Below are 18,023 nucleotides of genomic sequence, written 5' to 3' on the forward strand. Positions count from 1 at the left end.
TTTTTAATCGTCCTGTAAATTCTTTTTTTAGCAGCTAATAAAAATTCAGATAGACTATGCATAGAACAAGAGAGAGGAGATAACAGAAAGTAATAAATATAAGTTTTGATGACTTCTTATTTTGTAAAACTAGGGTGTAGAAAGGATGAAACAGATGGAAGAAAAACGAATTGCAATTTTTGTAGTGGATGGCAATGTCAAAGTCGCAAGCAAACTCCGTGATGTTGTGTTAGATATTGTTGATTTTGATAATTTAGGAGAATACGTAGAGCCTGCTTTTACAGGGATATTGTATTAAGAACAGGAGGGAGTATGATTCCAAAAGAAGTAATGGTAGAATACGTCTCAATTTCCTGATTTAGCAAACCTGCTACCAACTGAAATTGTTGTTTATCCGGCTATTTGTCGGGCAGCCCGATTGGTGAGGGCTGATTAAAGTTTCACTTTATTAAATTGGATTAAGATATTCTTGAAATGAGGTAGTAACAAAACAGCTTTGTGGGAATTAAACAAAAGGCTGTTAAAACAATTAAAGTGTTAGTTAAAAAAGCTGATAGTGGAGCGAGAAGTAAACAATTAAAAGAACTTTACTACATATGTAACAACTTTTTTTCTTAACGTACGGAATTCTCGTTATGCATCACTATCAACTTAAGATCATGTATCTTATGATGAAAATAATTCTATCTCTCTATTCATTTATTCGAAGATTCTTAAAACTATTACGATAAAACGTGGATGTATTTATAATTATAGTTAGTTAAGCTAACTAATTATAGTTAGTTTTTCAACACAGGAATAGTTCAATAAAAAAGAATCTGAAGCAAATTTGTTAATCTATAGGACGATTCCTCAAAGAATAGAGCTGTACGCAGAATGAATTTAAAAAAACGGCAGCGAAGGGAAACTAATTAAATGGCAGCTAAGTTTGTTTTATTTATGTTATGAGTATCTGATAATGCACGAGATAAAGAAATGGTATGTCGCTAATTACTTACTTTCTGTGCTTCTTGTGCATCATTAATTGAGGAGTAAAGTATTGGAAAGTTATTAAATAAAATACATGTAAGTATAAAAGCTAAAGTTGGAGAAGGTAGATAAATATGTTGGATTATTAAATTCAACATATTTTTACGGAATAAAAGTTAGTCTAGCTTATTATAAGTTAAACTAATTTAATTGAAAGAAGGTGAAAATTGTTTATTGTTTGTCTTAGTAATAATACATATTACTTAAATATGCTGATTTCTATGGAACTTAAGAAATTTGGAACAAATAACAAGGAGGGTTTAATTAATGAATATTTCTAAAGAAAATAATCCTATTTTGGCGGTCGTTAGCTCCAGCGGTAATCAAATCCATTTCTTCAATGCGAAAAATTTTGAAAGAATAGGGGTTATAGATTCTCCAGTTACAGAACCTCATGAATTATGTTTCGATTCTAAGCGTCAATTGTTATATGTAAGTATTACTTATCGCTCAGGTTTTTATAGAAATAATCCGGAAAAAAGCCATGAAATTTTAGTTATCAATATTGATCAATTTAAAGTAATTGATATCATTGATATCTCGCCGGAATTTGCACCACATAGTTTAGTTTATAATGAAAAAAAAGACTTATTGTATGTAAGTGTTGAATCTGGTGAAGGAGGAATTTTAATTATTAATCCTAACACGAGAAAAATGCTAGATAGAATCTCTACAGAAGCAACAGGTCCATATTGGTTTGTTACGAATCCAGATGGTACAAAAGGATATTCCTCTAATAAAGAGGCGCCCTTTATATCGGTTTTAGATACACATGATAAGGAGTTAATTGGAAAAGTATCTATGCCCTATGGTAGTGAAGAACTAGCTATTTCTCCTAAAGGTAATCGAGTTTATATCCCTTCACCATGCATGTTTACTTGGAGACTACAAAGAGGAGCAACCTACACCTAGCATCATTAATACAGAAACCGATAAAATTATAAAGACAAAATCATTTTCAGATTTAATTACTCCGGTTCATGTAACGAATGATGGGAAAGTATTGGTAGGACATACGCGTTTTCAGAATAAGAATGGAGAGAGAACAAGAAATATGTTTTCTCCAGCACCAGGGTATGTTTCTGTTCTTGATGGAGAATCGTTAAATGTGTTAGGTACAATAGAAGTAGATTTACTCCCAATTACAATGCGTTCTTCTACGGACGGAACGGTTGGATATGTTTCTAACTTTAGATCAGGGACAATAAGTGTATTAGATTTAGTTAATTACAAGAATGTTCATACCATTGAAGTTGATCCAGGAGATCGAAATGCAGACCCTTCTGTAAATCAAGGAGCTCATGGTATAGCATATATAGAAAGATAAAATAAGAAAACGCTATTCTTTTTGTAGAAATTCACAGAAAGTATGGCGTTTTTTATGTATCTATTACTTTCTGATGAATTCCAATTAGTTCTATTTTTTGTAAATATGGAACAATGTTATTACTTACACTGTCTATTAAGCGTTAAAACATTTTTTATTAAATAAATTAAGAAAGGAATCATCATTTTTAACTAAGGGAGAAGATTGAATTGAAAAAATTATGGATGCTGCTTTTCGTTTGTTTCGCAGTTATGTTGGTAGGATGTAATAAAAACGAACCGCCAAAACAAGCATTTGAAGAATATATCAATTTATGGAATGATAAAAAATTTGCAAATATGTATGATTATTTATCAGATTATGGCAAAAAATCGATTTCTAAAAAAGAATTTACAGAAAAATATCAAAAAATCTATGAGGGGATTGGAGCTAAGAATTTAAAAGTTAAAATGAAAGGAGAGAATACGAAAGATAAAGAGCTTTTTCTTTTTGAAGTTAAGATGGATACGGATGTAGGACCAGTTTCATTCATCCACGAAGCAAAACTTGTGAAAGATAAAGAATCTTGGAAAATAGATTGGACACCGGACTTCATTTTCCCGGGAATGAAAAAAGATTACAAAGTACGTATGCAAATAGAGCAAGGAAAACGCGGAGAAATATATGATCGAAATGGAAAAGGGCTTGCAACGAATGGTAAAGCAACTGAGGTTGGAATTATTCCAGAGAAACTAGGCGAAACAGCAGCGCAAACGAAAGAAATAGTAGCACAATTACTTGATATGTCTATAGAAGAGGTCGAACAAAAGCTCACAGCGAAATGGATAAAACCAGACTCTTTTGTACCAATTGGTATTTTAAAAGAGGGAACCAGACAGAATGATTATATTGAATTAGAAGGAGTTTCATCTCGCCCAGTAAATATTCGTACGTATCCATTAGGTGAAGCAGCGGCACACTTAACTGGATATATAGGAAAGGTGAATGCGGAGGAGTTAAAATTACTTCAAAAACAAGGTTATCAAGCAGATGATTTAGTAGGTAAGACCGGTCTAGAGAAAGTGTTAGAAAATAAATTGCGTGGTGAAAAGGGTGGACGCGTATTTATAGAAGATGAGAATGGGAAAGAGATTAAAAACGTAGCAAAAAAAGAAGCAAAAGAAGGAGAAAATGTTACGTTAACAATTAATGCTGCAATTCAAGAAAAAATCTTTAATGAGATGAAAACTGAAGCAGGATCTAGTGCAGCGGTCAATCCTAAAACAGGTGAAACAATCGCACTAGTAAGTAGCCCTGCTTATAATCCAAATATAATAGTTAGAGGAGCATCGAAAGCCCAACGAGAAGCATGGAGTAACGACTCGAAACTACCAATGATGAATCGCTTCACACAAGCATTTGTACCAGGTTCCGTATTTAAAACGATTACAGGTGCAATTGGTTTGGAAACAAACACAATAAATCCGAAGGAAGAATTTAAAATTCAAGGATTGAAGTGGACAAAAGATTCATCTTGGGGAAATTACTATGTAACGCGTGTGAAGGATGCAAGTCCAATTGATTTTGATAAGGCAATGAAGTACTCTGATAATATTTATTTTGCTCAACAAGCTTTGAAAATGGGAAAAGATCAGTATGTAAATGAATTTAAAAAATACGGATTTCATGAAAAATTACCAATCGAATACGAATTTCCTATTTCAATCATTGCAAAAGATGGGATAAAAAACGATATTCAACTAGCAGACACGGGCTATGGACAAGGACAAGTATTAATGACACCACTTCATTTAGCATTAACATATGCACCGATTGTGAATGAAGGGAATATTCCGTCGCCACATCTTTTAAAAGAAGCAAAAGTAGCAGGGAATTGGAAAGAAAATGTGGTTTCTAAAAAGAATCAAGAGATATTAAAGAGTGCATTAATCAAAGTCATTAATGACCCTGATGGCGCAGGGAGAATTGCAAAGGTTGATGGTGTAACGCTTGCTGGTAAAACTGGTACAGCAGAACTGAAAGAGTCGAAAGAAGCAGACGGAAAAGAACTGGGATGGTTCGCAGCTTTCGATGCAAATGCGCCAGACATGATTGTTACAATGATGATTGAAGATGTAAAAGGAAGAGGAGGAAGTAACGTTCCAGGTGAAAAAGTAAAACATGTATTTCAGAAATAACACTTAATTATAAGGTGAATTTTTTTCGCTAAATTTATTACATGTTTGCTTAACTCAAAGATATAAAATGGGAAAATATAGAACAATTAAATTTCAAAAAAGCATTCTTTCTAATCGAGAATGCTTTTTTGCTGTGACTCTAGAAAAGTTGGCATTGTTAATGGTAAATAGAAAGGTATAGCAAATTGAAATGGACAAGTGGAGTGTTACGTGAAATTCAAAAAAATAGATTGTTGTGAGTGGATTTTTATCATTGTATGCTTTACTTGTTTTTTTAGTAGTATTATTCTGCCTGAAAAAAGATAAACAATGGAACAAATGAAACTTGTATCTTGTCTATATATTGAAACCATAATAAAAGTGAGGGCAGTTTTATGTTTATTCAAATAAGTTTGAGGTGTGGAAATGGAACAGACGTTTATTGAAAAGTGTAATCATGATGAGCTGGACTATGTTATAAAAGACCATTGGCAAGATGTATGGAATTATTCATTTATTATTACGAAAGATCCACACTTATCAGATGATATCACGCAAGATGTATTTATAAAGGTGTTTAAAAATTGGAATTCATTTCGAAAGGAGTCATCTATTAGAACGTGGATATTAAAAATTACAAGAAATACGGCAATAAACTATTTGAAATCCTCCTATTTTAAAAGGATATCTTTAATAGGATTTTTTAGTGACGATAAGCAATCCCTGTCAGCAGAACAAGAATTTTTTAACCAAGAAGAAATGAATGAGGTGTGGAAGGTTGTATTAAAACTACCTAAAAAGCACCGTGAAATAATTATATTGGACGCAAAATATGAATTATCTTATGAAGAAATGGCTGAAACATTAGGAGTATCCATTGGAACTGTAAAATCGAGATTAAGTAGAGCGAGAAGTAAGGTTTCAAAATTAATAGGGGAGGGTAGTAGCGATGAACAATAAACAAAATCCTGACTGGTATAGAAAAATAAAAAAAGGCCCAATGGAGAATCGTAAAGATGAAGAAGAATTTATTTCTAAAATAAAGCAGTCTATATACGAAAATAATGAAGTGGATTTTGTAAAACATAAAAGACCATTCCGTAAAAAAGCATTACCTATTGTAGTTGTTTTGGTTTGTACAATGTTATTTTTCATTGTTCAACAACCTTGGCTTGATGATAATAAAGCGCCGGTACAAAGTAGTACTCAAATTAAGCCTAAAACAAAAGATGAGTCTGCTCAGGATCCATCACTAAAACAATTTATGAATGAACTATATCAAAGTATAAACTCAAAAAATGAAAATGACTTGTATAAAGCGTTAAATGATGAAGTTCTATTTAAAGGGAAGAGTTATAAGAAGGATGAACTGAAGTTTGATGAAGATATTTTTCATGAGTTGCAAGTCGCCCTTACAATGGGGGGAGAGTTTGCAAATGATACAAAGCAAGTATATAAAGTACCAAGTGGATTGACGGAAAGTAACCAACCAAAGCAAGCACATTTTATATATGCAACTGTTACTGGAAATAAAACGAAAATTTTAGCTGAACCAAAGCGAGAATCACAAGTTTTATATGAAGTATCTAATGAAATGGTAAAAGCTTGGATTCCGGAAAAAGTACAGAATGATGGATATATAAAAATTTCGACAATTGATGGTAATACTGGATATGTACAGAAAGAGTACATTTTAACTGATATTAAATATTCATTTATGTTCGAAAAGAATAATGAAGGTATATGGAAAATAATAAATGTAGATTCTATATGGTAAAAGAGGAAGGTTCACTTTAATGAACCTTCCTCTTTGTTTTTATTCTCTTTTTGAAGAGTATTCCAGTACTCTAAAATTTCTGATGTAACGAGAGCGGCAATGTTTTTTTCTGAATTACTACCAGGAATAACGACAGAAACGGCAATTTGTGGATCTTCAGTAGGAGCATATGCAATGAAAAGAGAATGATTTATCATTCTTTCTTGCTCATTTGGAAAACCTGTAATACCTGTTTTACCTGCGACGTTAAAGGGCAACTTTTTGATCTCCTCTATATTTTGACTCATTCCACCTTGCACGACACTCCAAAAATTCATCGGGTAACGATTTGAACTTTCTAAAATTGGTTTAAACTTTTTTGTTTCCTTACCATCTTGACCAATAATCGCACTTACGATTTGAGGTTTATATTTATCACCTTTACTTGCCAAAGTTGCTGCATATTGAGCGAGTTGAAGAGGGGTATGCACTTCATTTCCTCCCCAAGAGGCATTTAATAAAGCAGAAATCCCATTTTCAAATTTATTAGATGGATGGAATTCATATTGTCCGTCTTCTTCAAAGGGCAAATCAATCCCGGTTTTAGAACGTAGGCCGAATTGCATCAAATAATCTGTCCATATATGTGCCACTTTTTCTATATTGCCATTATTTTGGTTGAATAATGGCAGAGCTACTTTTGCTGTCATAAATGTGTTAGATGAATTAATGATAGCCTGCCTCGGTGTAATCTCGCCTGTTGGCGTTCCAGGTGCATTCGTAATGTTATTTTGATTATCATACTGAAAAGTACCTTTATCTAAATAAGTATCTTCAGGTTGAAAAAGCTTTTCGTTTAATCCAATTAAAATAGTAAGTGGCTTTATAGTCGAAGCCATATTTACATAAGATTCACCATACTTTAATTTTTGAATTGCTTTATTTTGCGAAAGTGATTTAATGTTTTCTTTTCTAGAAGATACATGTGTATTTAATATATTTGGATCAAAAACTGCCGAGTTGGCCATAGTTAAAATCGCGCCAGTTTTTGCATCGCTCACTACAGCATAACCAGCTTTAGCATCAGGTGTTTTCTTAATTTGAGATCTTAATGCTTCTTCTACCTTTTGCTGCAACTCAGAGTCTAAAGCTAGCCGTACATCTTTACCTTTTTGTACTTTTTGAATGTTCCATAAGAACTTTTTATTATTCAATTTAAAAATAAGAGTTTTACCTGGTTTTCCCTTTAAATCATTTTCATATTGCAGCTCAATCCCGCTTTTTCCAACAGCCATATGCGTTGAATTAAGGTCATTTTCTATATACCCAATTACTTGTGAACCAATTTTGTGCTTAGGATAATATCGAATCCATTCATCTTTAATTATTACATTATTGGGTTTGTTTTTGTTTATGAATGCAAGTTCATTCTCAGTTATATCAGAGTATAACGGTATGTCATTCATAGTCTGCTTTTTACAAGATTGTTGTAATTGAGATTTTATGTTCTCTGTAGAAATATCATGTTGAAACTCGTTTGAAAATTGATTAAAAAAAGCTAATGTGTTTGATGTATCTTGTTTCGATAGCTTTTCATCATTAGAAGTGCAATATAGAGACTTAACTTTCTTATTTGTAGCTAGTATTACACCATTTTGATCAAAAATCTTTCCTCTTTCAGCTGAAGAAGTTGCGATAGTAATTGAAATGAAGTTGATTTTTAATAAAATTAGTAAAATCAAACCTACAATAGAAAGAACCGCAAAAAATCTCCATCTTTTTGTATGTAACATATAACCCTCCCTTATGTAGCCTATTTCATCTTATATTTAATTATTTTTTTTGTAAATGTGGAACAACTTTATTGTTTAGGTTGTCTATTAAGTATTACAGCATGAAGAAAGGAATAATTAGCATGAAAATTTACTAGCAAGTTTATATGTAAGTTTAATAAGAGTCATTATACAGTTTAGCACTTCTAATGCAAGTGGCAAAAAAATAGAGAGAAAACAAGAAGGGAGAGTTATTAATTCCGTAGCTAAACGAAAAGGAATGGATGCTTACAAGGATTAAGCAAAAAATTGAGGCGATATTTATAACCGATTATCGGTATCTAATATATAAGGAATGCTTTTAGTATATGCAGCAATTCCTGAAAGGATTAAATGGAGGATTTATGAAAGAACAAAAAGGCAAGAAGCAGAAGACATATATATCTATTCGATTAAATATAATGTTCCTTTGCATATTTGTACTATTCTCAGCTATTATTATGCAGCTAGCAAAAGTACAAATCGTTGAGGGAGAGGCTTATAAGAATCAAGTGGAAAGTAGTCAAAACGCAATAACTAGTATTCCAGTTCCACGTGGGCAAATTTTAGATCGAGAAGGGAAAACAGTTGTTAATAATAAATCTCTTCGCACAATTACGTATACAAGGGTGAAGGGAATTACGAGTGAAGATATTTTAAAAACAGCAAAAGACTTGGCGAAAGTACTTGAAATGCCTGAACAAGATATAAATAAATTAACAGATATCGATAAAAAAGATTTTTGGATGCAGTTGAATTCGAAACGTGCGGAGACAAAGATTACTAAGAAAGATATAGAAAAGTTTAAAGAAAAGGGTATAGAGGGGAAAGAGTTAGATAAAAAAATAGAAGACTTAAGACGAGGTCGCGTTACAGAGGTAGAATTAGCAGAATTAACAGCACAAGATTTAAAGGTGTTAGCTATTAAAAGTAAAATGAGTTCAGGTTATCAACTAACACCACAAATTATTAAAAAAGATGTAACAGATGAAGAGTATGCGCGGATAAGTGAAAACCTCGCGAATTTTCCAGGAGTAGATGCAACTGTTGATTGGGAACGTAATTATGTAAATGGTAGTTTATTTCGTTCTGTATTAGGAAATATTACGAGTAGTGAAGAAGGATTACCGAAAGAAAATTTAGATTCTTATTTAGTACGTGGATATAACCGTAATGATCGTGTCGGAAAAAGCTATATTGAACAACGATATGAAGATGTATTACACGGCACAAAAGAAGAAGTGAAAAATATTACTGATAAATCAGGAAACATTGTTAGCGCAGAAATAATCTCTAAAGGAAAAAGTGGTAATAGTTTAACATTAACGATTGATATGGAATTACAAAAGAAAGTGGAAGAAAGTATAGAGAAAAACTTGAGAGCTTTTAAGAGTTCAGAGCCACTGCTCGATCGAGCTTTTGTTGTCATGACGAATCCAAATAACGGACAAATTTTATCTATGGCAGGCAAAAAGATTGTAGAAAAAGAAGGGAAAATAGAGGTTGAGGATTTGGCATTAGGTAACATGACAACTTCGTATGAGTTAGGGTCAGCTGTAAAAGGTGCTACTTTATTAACTGGATATGAGACAGGGGCAATACATCCAGGGGATCAATTTTATGACGCGCCGATGAAATTTAAAGGTACACAAGCTAAGAAATCGTGGAATGTATCCGGATTTGGTAATATTAATGATTTACGGGCTTTACAAGTATCTTCGAATGTATACATGTTCCAGACAGCTTTAAAAATTGCGGGAGTTAATTACGTACCAAATGGCTCATTGGATATTAAACAAGGAGCATTTGATACGATGCGCTATTATTTCAAGCAATTTGGTTTAGGTGTCCCAACAGGTATTGATTTACCGAATGAAATAATTGGACAAACGAGAAAAGTAGATAGTCAACCTGGGTTTTTACTAGATTTTTCTATCGGTCAGTATGATACGTATACGCCGTTGCAATTAGCGCAATATATTTCAACGATTGCGAATGGTGGTTATAGAATGCAACCTCAAATTGTACAAGAAATACGAGAACAATCAATAAAAGAAGAGGTTGGCAATGTTATACGTTCCATGGAGCCTGTCGTATTAAATCGAATTGATATGAAGAAAGAACATATCGATCGGATAAAAGAAGGGTTTAGATGGGTATTCCAAGAAGGTGATGGAACTGGCGTGAAGTATTTCAAAAACGCGCCATATAAACCAGCAGGAAAGACAGGAACAGCCCAAACTGTATATGGTGGAGATGACCCAATTGGCAGAAATGCAAAAGGAGAACGTATGGAATGCTATAACTTAACGTTAGTTGGATATGCTCCATATGATAATCCAGAAGTAGCATTTTCCGTAGTAGTTCCATGGCTCCATGATGATAAAAATGGAATTAATTCTATAATTGGAAAGGAAATTTTAGATGTATACTTTGATTTAAAACAGCAACGTATACATGGTGAAGCTACTAGTACAAGTAGTTCTAAGCAAAATTAGAGTACTTTTCTCAGGGAAGAGACCTGTTCATATAAAGCCATTTATAAGTAAAAAAATGAAATGTGAAATAAGAGATAGCGGCGATCATAGCTACTATCTCTTATTTTGTTAATAACTCTCATACTAGCTATAAATTTTTTTCAGTTTATGGAACAAGTTTGGTTCGGTGATTGTCTATTATGTGTACGTATAAAAAGGTGCTAAAAATTTGGAAGGAATGATGGTTTTGAAAAATAAGAGGATGCTAAAAATAGGAATATGCGTTGGTATATTAGGTTTAAGTCTTACAAGCCTAGAAGCTTTTACAGGAGGGGCACTGCAAGTTGAAGCGAAAGAAAAGACTGGACATGTGAAACATAAAAATCAGGCGACGCATAAAGAGTTCTCTCAACTTGAGAAAAAATTTGATGCTCGATTAGGTGTATATGCGATTGATACTGGTACAAATCAAACAATCTCTTATCGATCTAATGAAAGATTTGCCTTCGCATCAACCTACAAGGCTTTAGCGGCAGGAGTATTACTACAGCAAAACTCAATTGATACATTAAATGAAGTGATTACATTTACGAAAGAAGATTTAGTGGATTATTCACCTGTTACAGAGAAACATGTAGATACTGGAATGAAACTAGGAGAAATTGCTGAGGCTGCTGTTCGTTCAAGTGATAATACTGCAGGGAACATTTTATTTAATAAAATAGGCGGACCGAAAGGATATGAAAAAGCGCTTAGGCAGATGGGGGATCGGATTACTATGTCTGATCGCTTTGAAACAGCATTAAACGAAGCTATTCCAGGAGACATTCGTGACACTAGTACAGCGAAAGCAATTGCTACGAATCTTAAAGCTTTTACGGTCGGAAATGCACTTCCAGCTGAAAAACGTAAAATTCTTACAGAGTGGATGAAAGGAAATGCTACAGGGGACAAACTTATTCGTGCAGGCGTACCAACTGACTGGGTAGTTGGAGATAAATCAGGTGCTGGCAGTTACGGGACAAGAAATGATATTGCTATCGTTTGGCCTCCAAATAGAGCACCAATTATCATCGTAATTTTATCTAGTAAAGATGAGAAAGAGGCTACCTATGATAATCAACTCATTGCAGAGGCAACTGAAGTTATAGTTAAGGCTCTTAGGTAATAGTATTTTAGTTCTCGCATTTTTAACATGAAAGTATTAAAAGTATAAAGTTAGAAAACGACTCTTTTCGTGGGATAAGAGTCGTTTTTGTGTTCTTATTATTAAAAAGGTAAAAGTAAAAATATAACGAATATATATGACGTATCTCATATGAAATTTCAAGTACTGTATTATTTTATTAATTTAAACAAATATCAAGAAAGTATAATATAATTCAGTTAGCATATAGAAGTGTTTGATGAGAATATAAAGGAGAAAATATGAAAAAAAGATTAATAGAATCGTAATGATTATTTGTATATTAGTAGGTTTTACAATCTTTTTATATTTACAGAACAATTTAATAAGTATAACTGAGGTTAAAATAACCTCTAGTAAAATACCCTCCTCTTTTAAAGGGTATAAAATTCTACAAATTTCAGATTTACACAATAAACAATTTGGAGATAATCAAGAGGTATTAATTCAAAAAATAAAAAGCATAGATCCAGATATTATTGCAATTACGGGTGATTTAATTGACAGTACATCATACGATGCAGAAGTTAGTATGCAATTAATACGAGAAATTGTAAAGAAGTATCCTGTATATTTTGTGACAGGAAACCATGAACAATGGTCTGGAAAGTATAACAGTTTAGAAAAAGAGTTGAAGAAATATGATGTAAATGTTTTAAGGAATGAACATGTAGGCATTCGAAAGGGTGAGCAAGAAATAAACTTGCTAGGTATTGATGATCCAGAGTTTGTTACTGGAAACGGTGATGAAGGAAATATTATAATAGATGAAATTAAAAAAGCGAAAATTGAAATGCAGCCAGATAGATATAATGTATTATTATCCCATAGGCCTGAATTTATAAAGGAATATACGAATGAGAGATTGGATTTGGTTTTATCGGGACATGCTCATGGAGGGCAAGTTAGATTGCCATTTATCGGAGGATTAGTCGCGCCAAATCAAGGTGTTTTACCTAAATATACAGCGGGTTTATATGTAGAACAAAATACATCAATGGTAGTGAGTAGAGGATTAGGAAATAGTATCATTCCGCAAAGAATTTTGAATAGGCCAGAAATTGTAGTCGTGCAGCTAAATTAAGTTGTACGATTTTTTAATACAAAAATGAGTAAAGGGGCTTTATGTATTTTGTACGAGTTAACATTACAATTTTGTTAAAAATTTTCTACGTTACATAAAGTAACAAAATTTGACCCTGAGTGTTTGTTATAGTGTAAATAATCAAAAAACTTAAAATTTGTCGAGTGAAAATTGTGATAAGTAATTCATATAAAAAACTTAAAGGGGTGTACACATGCATAAAGAATATGAAATTGAAGAATACACGGCGATTGAGGAACAAATACATTATTATTGTAAATGTTTATTAGTAAGTCATCCTGATCAAATAATAAAGTATTTAGAAAAAAGGTTAGAAAAATATGCAGAAACATTACAATATGCCCATTTATATCCTGACACAGTTATTTTACCTTTACAGCAATTAGTTATCGAATATTCTTTAGATGTTGCTAGAATTCGGAAGTATATGAATTTAAAAACGTAAAGTGAAATTTATAGTTTAAATGAAACAGAGTCGACGTTAGGAAATGAAATTCTAATGTCGACTCTGTTTCATTGTTTAATATCGTTGAATGAACATACATACTAATCAATGAAGTTTGACATATAATTAAGCAAGAGTAAAATAAAAGTGAGTACTCACTCATTTTATTGGAAAAGGAGGATGAAACGTGCAACAACCTTCCATTATTTTACGGACTGTATCAAAAAGTTTTGGGAAAAAAGAAGTGTTATACAATCTTTCATTGCAAGTTGAAAAAGCAGAGATTTTTGGTTTTGTTGGACCTTCTGGATCGGGGAAAACAACGCTCATTAAAATGATTGCAGGTATTAATGAGGCAACGAAAGGTGAAGTGCTTGTTAATAATACTAATATGCCTAATTTAAATGAAATGAAAAGAATTGGTTATATGGCCCAGGCGGATGCATTATACGAAGAATTGTCAGCATATGAAAATGCAGATTTTATAGCAACGATGTATGGACTAAAGGGAAAACGTAAAAAGAAAAGAATTGCAGAGGTTTTTGAACTTGTACAATTATCACAGTATATGAAAAAGCAAGTACAACAATTTTCAGGTGGAATGAAAAAACGCTTATCATTAGCAATAGCACTCCTCCATGAACCAGAAATATTAATTTTAGATGAGCCTACAGTGGGGATAGATCCGCTTCTTAGAAAAACGATTTGGGAAAAATTTCATGACCTTAAAAAGAAAGGTACAACGATTATTGTAACGACGCACATTATGGATGAAGCTGAATTTTGTGAGCGTCTAGGATTAATTAGAGAAGGGAAGCTAGTTGCGGTTGGAACAACTGAAGAATTGAAAAAACGCGTGTCATCTGGACGGATTGAAGATGTCTTTTTGCTAGAAGAGGTGGTGCAATCATGAGAGTTACTGGTGTAATCATTCGTATTATTCGCCAATTTTTTCGAGATAAGCGTTCGTTAGCAATGATGTTTGGAGCACCGATGTTATTACTTTGGCTATTATCGCTAGTGTTTACACAGAAAGACTATATACCGCAAATTGCTGTTGTTGATATGCCCGCTCAAATAGTAAAAGTGATGAAAAATCAAGAAGCGTCAATTTATGAATACAGTAAAGAAAAGGCGATTTCTGAGTTGGAAAAACAAAAGGTAGATGCAGTACTTCGAATAGAGAATGGAAAAATGAAACTTCTGTTGGAAGGTAGTGATTCGTCAAAAAATCGTGCTGTACTTCAAGTATTGCAAAAAAGCACAGAGAAGAATGAAGTATCAATTATGAAACCTGAAGTAAATTATTTACATGGCTCTAAAGACTTTACGATGTTTGATGGGCTTGGTCCTGTATTAATTGGTTTTTTTACATTTTTCTTTGTATTTATATTATCAGGTGTATCTTTCGTAAGAGAACGTTTAAGTGGTACGCTAGAAAGGTTATTATCCACCCCAGTAAGAAGATGGGAAATAGTCGCAGGTTATATTATTGGTTTTGGAATCTTTGCCTTTATACAATCCATTATTATCGTAAGTTTTTCCGTTTATATTTTAGAATTATACGTAGCTGGATCCATATGGCTAACGCTACTTATTACATGTATGCTCTCTTTAACTGCACTAACATTAGGTACGTTTTTATCGGCATACGCAAATAATGAATTTCAAATGATTCAATTTATACCGCTTGTTATTGTGCCACAAATCTTCTTTTCTGGATTGTTTCCAATGGAATCTATGAATAAGTGGCTACAAATGTTAGGGAAAGTATTTCCACTCACATACGGCGCTGACGCAATGAGACAAGTGATGATTCGGAATCAAGGGTTTACAGAGATTGCATTAGATCTTACTGTTCGGAAACATTTGTCTTACAAACTCCTTTAAATCAACGTTTTTAACCATTTTTAAAGGGATTTGCAAACATTTTGCAAACATTAGTATCAAAATATACTTTTTGCGAATGTTTTTACCGCATCTTCCTGCATATTTGGTAAGACATGAGAATACACCCTTAAAGTTAAAGAGATATCAGTATGACCCAAACGCTCACTAACAACTTTTGGATGAACCCCTTGTTTTAATAAAAGGGTTGCGTGTGTATGTCTTGTATCATGAAATTTAATTTTTCTAATCCCAGCATTTTTAATTATCCTGTAAAAGTGTCTAGTAAAAGTTGTTCTTATTGTGACTTTTCCTAATTTGTTACAAATGATTAAATCTAAATCATGATAGGCTGGACCGATTCGTAATTTATCTTTATTTATTTGTAGCTTGCACTTTTTTAATTCTTCAATTACTTGTAAAGGAATAGGGATCGTGCGCTTTGAAGAATTAGTTTTAGCACTTTGTTTAATTAAATTATCATGACCTACTGTTTGGTTAATTGTAACTGTATGGTTATTAAAATCAACATCTTGCCAACGTAACCCAAGAACTTCTCCCAAACGCATGCCCGTAGTTATTGCAAGAAGATATCCAATATGATATTGTGATTCTTGTGAATGTAATAAAAACTGTTTTACTTCTTCCTCTGTCCAAGTCTGGATGGAGCTTTTTTCTTTTTTGGGTATCACTGCAAAAGTAGCTGGATTTTTAGAAATAATATTTTGTTTTACAGCTAGATTTATAGCTGCTTTTAGGGTTCGGTGCAGAAAGAGTATAGTGTTGTTTGCTAGACCATTATTCAGTGCAGATTGATAACATTTTTGTATGTGCATTACATTTAATTTGTGAAGTGGAATCATGCCTATACTAGGTATAATATGTTTGTTTATATTGGACCGATATCTAGAAAGGCTACTCTTTTCTACACTCATCTTTTTAATTTCTAACCACTGAATCAAATAATCTTTTAAAGTGAGTTTAGACGGCTCCACAAAATTCCCTTCATTCAACTCCGTAATTTTTTTTGCTACATCAGTCTGTGCTTCTTTTTTTGTTGTATACCCAGAAAACCACTTTTGTCTTCTTTTTCCTGTCTCTGGATCAGGACCGATATCAATAACGATACAGTACTTAGTTCCTCTTTTTCGAATATGTCCTTTCACTTAAAACACTCCTTAATTTTGTTTTGAATAATGTTGTAGAAGTCTAGTTGTAATTTTGCTGCTATGGAAATTACATGTTTGGACATATCAGCGATGGATTTATTTTATCATATTTAAATTGTTATTAATTAATAAAAGTAGCCGTTAAGGTTATTTTTATTTTCCTAAAATTACGTCGAATTAGCAGAAGTATCTTCTTCAAAATGTTTCTCAAGTTTTATTTGTCACTTAACAGAATACACGTTTGTTTACTTATGATAATATACGCTTATAGAGTAAATTAAGAAGGAGGATTAATGTGAAACCGCTACATATTGAAGTTTGTAATATGATTGAAGACGATGAGAACTTAACATTTACGGATGTTGCAGAGTTACTCGGAGTAAGTATTCAATATATATCGAAATTTAAAAATAAGGGGATAATAGGTTTTTGTAAATTATTGAAAATTTCTTATATATTAACTACTTCCCCCGAAGAGCAACGCAAAGTTATGTCTGATTGGTGTTTAAAATTGGAAAAAACAGAAGCGATAAAACAAAGCTTTGAGTATGCAACAATTACAAGGAATATTTCACTTTTAGAAAAACTTCTAGGAAAATATAAACATGAAAATGGAACGATTAAAGAATATGTATCGGTTTACCAAATACTGTATAACTATATAATTAATGAAATACAAGGCGATAAATTAATCGATGAAATGCAAAAAATAGGTCTTCCAACTGATTCGGACCTGCGTATTTTAATGAATATAATGAAGTGTTATAATTACTACTTTTTCTAAGGAATTTGTTTTGATGTTAGGAGTTGCGCAAGAAACAGAAAAACAAATAATGAAGTTGAAAGGTGAAAGAAAATTATTTATAAAGCAGTGTTATATACATCGGATTGCTGAAGTATTAGGGCCGGCATATTTACGTTTAAATAACTTGGAAGCAGCGCGGCATTATGCATACATCATTAAACATGCTAATATCAGTAAAAAAATGCTTTCTGATGCTTTGTATACTATAGGAATGTCATACTTGACGGAAAATAAAGAACAATGCATTAATTCCTTGAAGAAAAGTTATAAAGAAGCTAAAATGATAAGTGAGAAACCATTAGAGGTTGAGGCTAAATGTAACTTAGAAATGGCAGAAATGTATTATGAATTAGTGGATAGTGACCGCGTTAAAAGCATGCATTTTATAATGAAAATGGAAGAAATGTTTTATCAAAGAGAAAATGAAGATTTTATAAAATTCTTTAAAGCTGCTTCTCAAGAAAGCAATATTGAATTACATAAATGTTTACGTGAGTTTTTTACACAATCCAATTATTTATTTTCCAGCTTAATAGCTAAGGAGTTATATAGACGTGGTGAACAATCTATGGTTATTGAGTGGATGATTGATTTTAAAAAAGAACGAGGAGATGGATATTTTGAAGAAGATTCTATTGATGTCTTTCATGGTATTATCACTAGTAACAACAGGTTTAGCAAATGATTATAAAACAGTAAACAAAAGTAGCATTGACAAAACAGCTTATATGCAAGTTGATATTAAGCCAGGAGGCTAAAGGAAAGTAAAAATACGATCGAAAGATCGTATTTTTTTATTGAATTCACATACTTGCCAAAATTCAATAATTAAAATTTGAGTTAGTTTAGCTTTGATTTGGTAGAATTTTG

Annotated in this window: 16 protein-coding genes; 14 read left to right on the forward strand and 2 right to left on the reverse strand. The window is 32.4% G+C overall.

The genetic code is table 11. From position 1 onward, the window contains the following. Positions 1-145: 145 nt before the first annotated feature. From JFU02_RS07950 to JFU02_RS07975, 6 genes are all read left to right on the forward strand, one after another. Positions 146-298 (forward strand): hypothetical protein, encoded by a 153-nt coding sequence (locus JFU02_RS07950; protein ID WP_000812115.1) that lies wholly within the window; start codon positions 146-148, stop codon positions 296-298. Between the two features lie 998 nt (positions 299-1,296). Continuing rightward, on the forward strand, positions 1,297-1,941 hold the full coding sequence (locus JFU02_RS07955; RefSeq protein WP_003306921.1) for a YncE family protein: 645 nt from the start codon (positions 1,297-1,299) through the stop codon (positions 1,939-1,941). A 142-nt stretch (positions 1,942-2,083) separates the two neighbouring features. Further along, positions 2,084-2,356: a YncE family protein gene (locus JFU02_RS07960; RefSeq protein WP_000492602.1), complete on the forward strand. Its 273-nt coding sequence runs from the start codon at positions 2,084-2,086 to the stop codon at positions 2,354-2,356. 209 nt (positions 2,357-2,565) lie between these two features. Continuing rightward, a complete protein-coding gene (locus JFU02_RS07965) occupies positions 2,566-4,533 on the forward strand; it encodes a penicillin-binding transpeptidase domain-containing protein (RefSeq protein WP_000737759.1) in 1,968 nt (655 codons plus the stop codon). 405 nt (positions 4,534-4,938) lie between these two features. After that, on the forward strand, positions 4,939-5,472 hold the full coding sequence (locus tag JFU02_RS07970) for an RNA polymerase sigma factor (protein ID WP_000438325.1): 534 nt from the start codon (positions 4,939-4,941) through the stop codon (positions 5,470-5,472). Continuing rightward, entirely contained in the window at positions 5,462-6,289 is an 828-nt protein-coding gene (locus JFU02_RS07975) for an SH3 domain-containing protein (protein ID WP_086406139.1), read from the forward strand. Before JFU02_RS07970 ends, JFU02_RS07975 begins: the two co-directional genes overlap by 11 nt. 11 nt (positions 6,290-6,300) lie before the next feature. Here JFU02_RS07975 and JFU02_RS07980 read toward each other — a convergent pair whose 3' ends face one another. Then, positions 6,301-8,061 (reverse strand): peptidoglycan D,D-transpeptidase FtsI family protein, encoded by a 1,761-nt coding sequence (locus JFU02_RS07980; protein ID WP_061665997.1) that lies wholly within the window; start codon positions 8,059-8,061, stop codon positions 6,301-6,303. A gap of 383 nt (positions 8,062-8,444) precedes the next feature. On the opposite strand from JFU02_RS07980, the gene JFU02_RS07985 reads away from it, so the two are divergent. The 6 genes from JFU02_RS07985 (at position 8,445) to JFU02_RS08010 (ending at position 15,182) form a co-directional block, all read left to right on the forward strand. Beyond that, complete coding sequence (locus JFU02_RS07985) at positions 8,445-10,577, forward strand: peptidoglycan D,D-transpeptidase FtsI family protein (RefSeq protein ID WP_042972481.1); 2,133 nt, start codon at positions 8,445-8,447, stop codon at positions 10,575-10,577. A 220-nt stretch (positions 10,578-10,797) separates the two neighbouring features. After that, entirely contained in the window at positions 10,798-11,724 is a 927-nt protein-coding gene (gene bla / locus JFU02_RS07990) for a class A beta-lactamase Bla1 (RefSeq protein WP_140337757.1), read from the forward strand. A gap of 286 nt (positions 11,725-12,010) precedes the next feature. Then, positions 12,011-12,826 carry a metallophosphoesterase gene (locus tag JFU02_RS07995; RefSeq protein ID WP_003307094.1) on the forward strand — a complete coding sequence of 272 codons (816 nt, stop codon included), beginning with the start codon at positions 12,011-12,013 and terminating at the stop codon, positions 12,824-12,826. 214 nt (positions 12,827-13,040) lie between these two features. Next, the gene (locus JFU02_RS08000; RefSeq protein WP_000548621.1) at positions 13,041-13,292 is read left to right on the forward strand and encodes a hypothetical protein; all 252 of its coding nucleotides are present in this window, start codon (positions 13,041-13,043) and stop codon (positions 13,290-13,292) included. 187 nt (positions 13,293-13,479) lie between these two features. After that, complete coding sequence (locus tag JFU02_RS08005) at positions 13,480-14,205, forward strand: ABC transporter ATP-binding protein (protein ID WP_001187084.1); 726 nt, start codon at positions 13,480-13,482, stop codon at positions 14,203-14,205. After that, positions 14,202-15,182, forward strand: coding sequence for an ABC transporter permease (locus JFU02_RS08010; protein ID WP_201070648.1), 981 nt, complete (start codon positions 14,202-14,204; stop codon positions 15,180-15,182). Before JFU02_RS08005 ends, JFU02_RS08010 begins: the two co-directional genes overlap by 4 nt. Positions 15,183-15,238: 56 nt before the next feature. Here the strand turns inward: JFU02_RS08010 and JFU02_RS08015 are convergent, their stop codons facing one another. Beyond that, complete coding sequence (locus JFU02_RS08015) at positions 15,239-16,345, reverse strand: tyrosine-type recombinase/integrase (protein ID WP_201070651.1); 1,107 nt, start codon at positions 16,343-16,345, stop codon at positions 15,239-15,241. Between the two features lie 298 nt (positions 16,346-16,643). On the opposite strand from JFU02_RS08015, the gene JFU02_RS32445 reads away from it, so the two are divergent. Beyond that, on the forward strand, positions 16,644-17,132 hold the full coding sequence (locus JFU02_RS32445; protein ID WP_346656159.1) for an AimR family lysis-lysogeny pheromone receptor: 489 nt from the start codon (positions 16,644-16,646) through the stop codon (positions 17,130-17,132). A gap of 13 nt (positions 17,133-17,145) precedes the next feature. Then, complete coding sequence (locus JFU02_RS32450) at positions 17,146-17,838, forward strand: AimR family lysis-lysogeny pheromone receptor (protein ID WP_276571048.1); 693 nt, start codon at positions 17,146-17,148, stop codon at positions 17,836-17,838. Positions 17,839-18,023 lie beyond the last annotated feature (185 nt).

Source organism: Bacillus sp. TH13, assembly GCF_016651175.1.
GTDB lineage: Bacteria > Bacillota > Bacilli > Bacillales > Bacillaceae_G > Bacillus_A > Bacillus_A thuringiensis_S.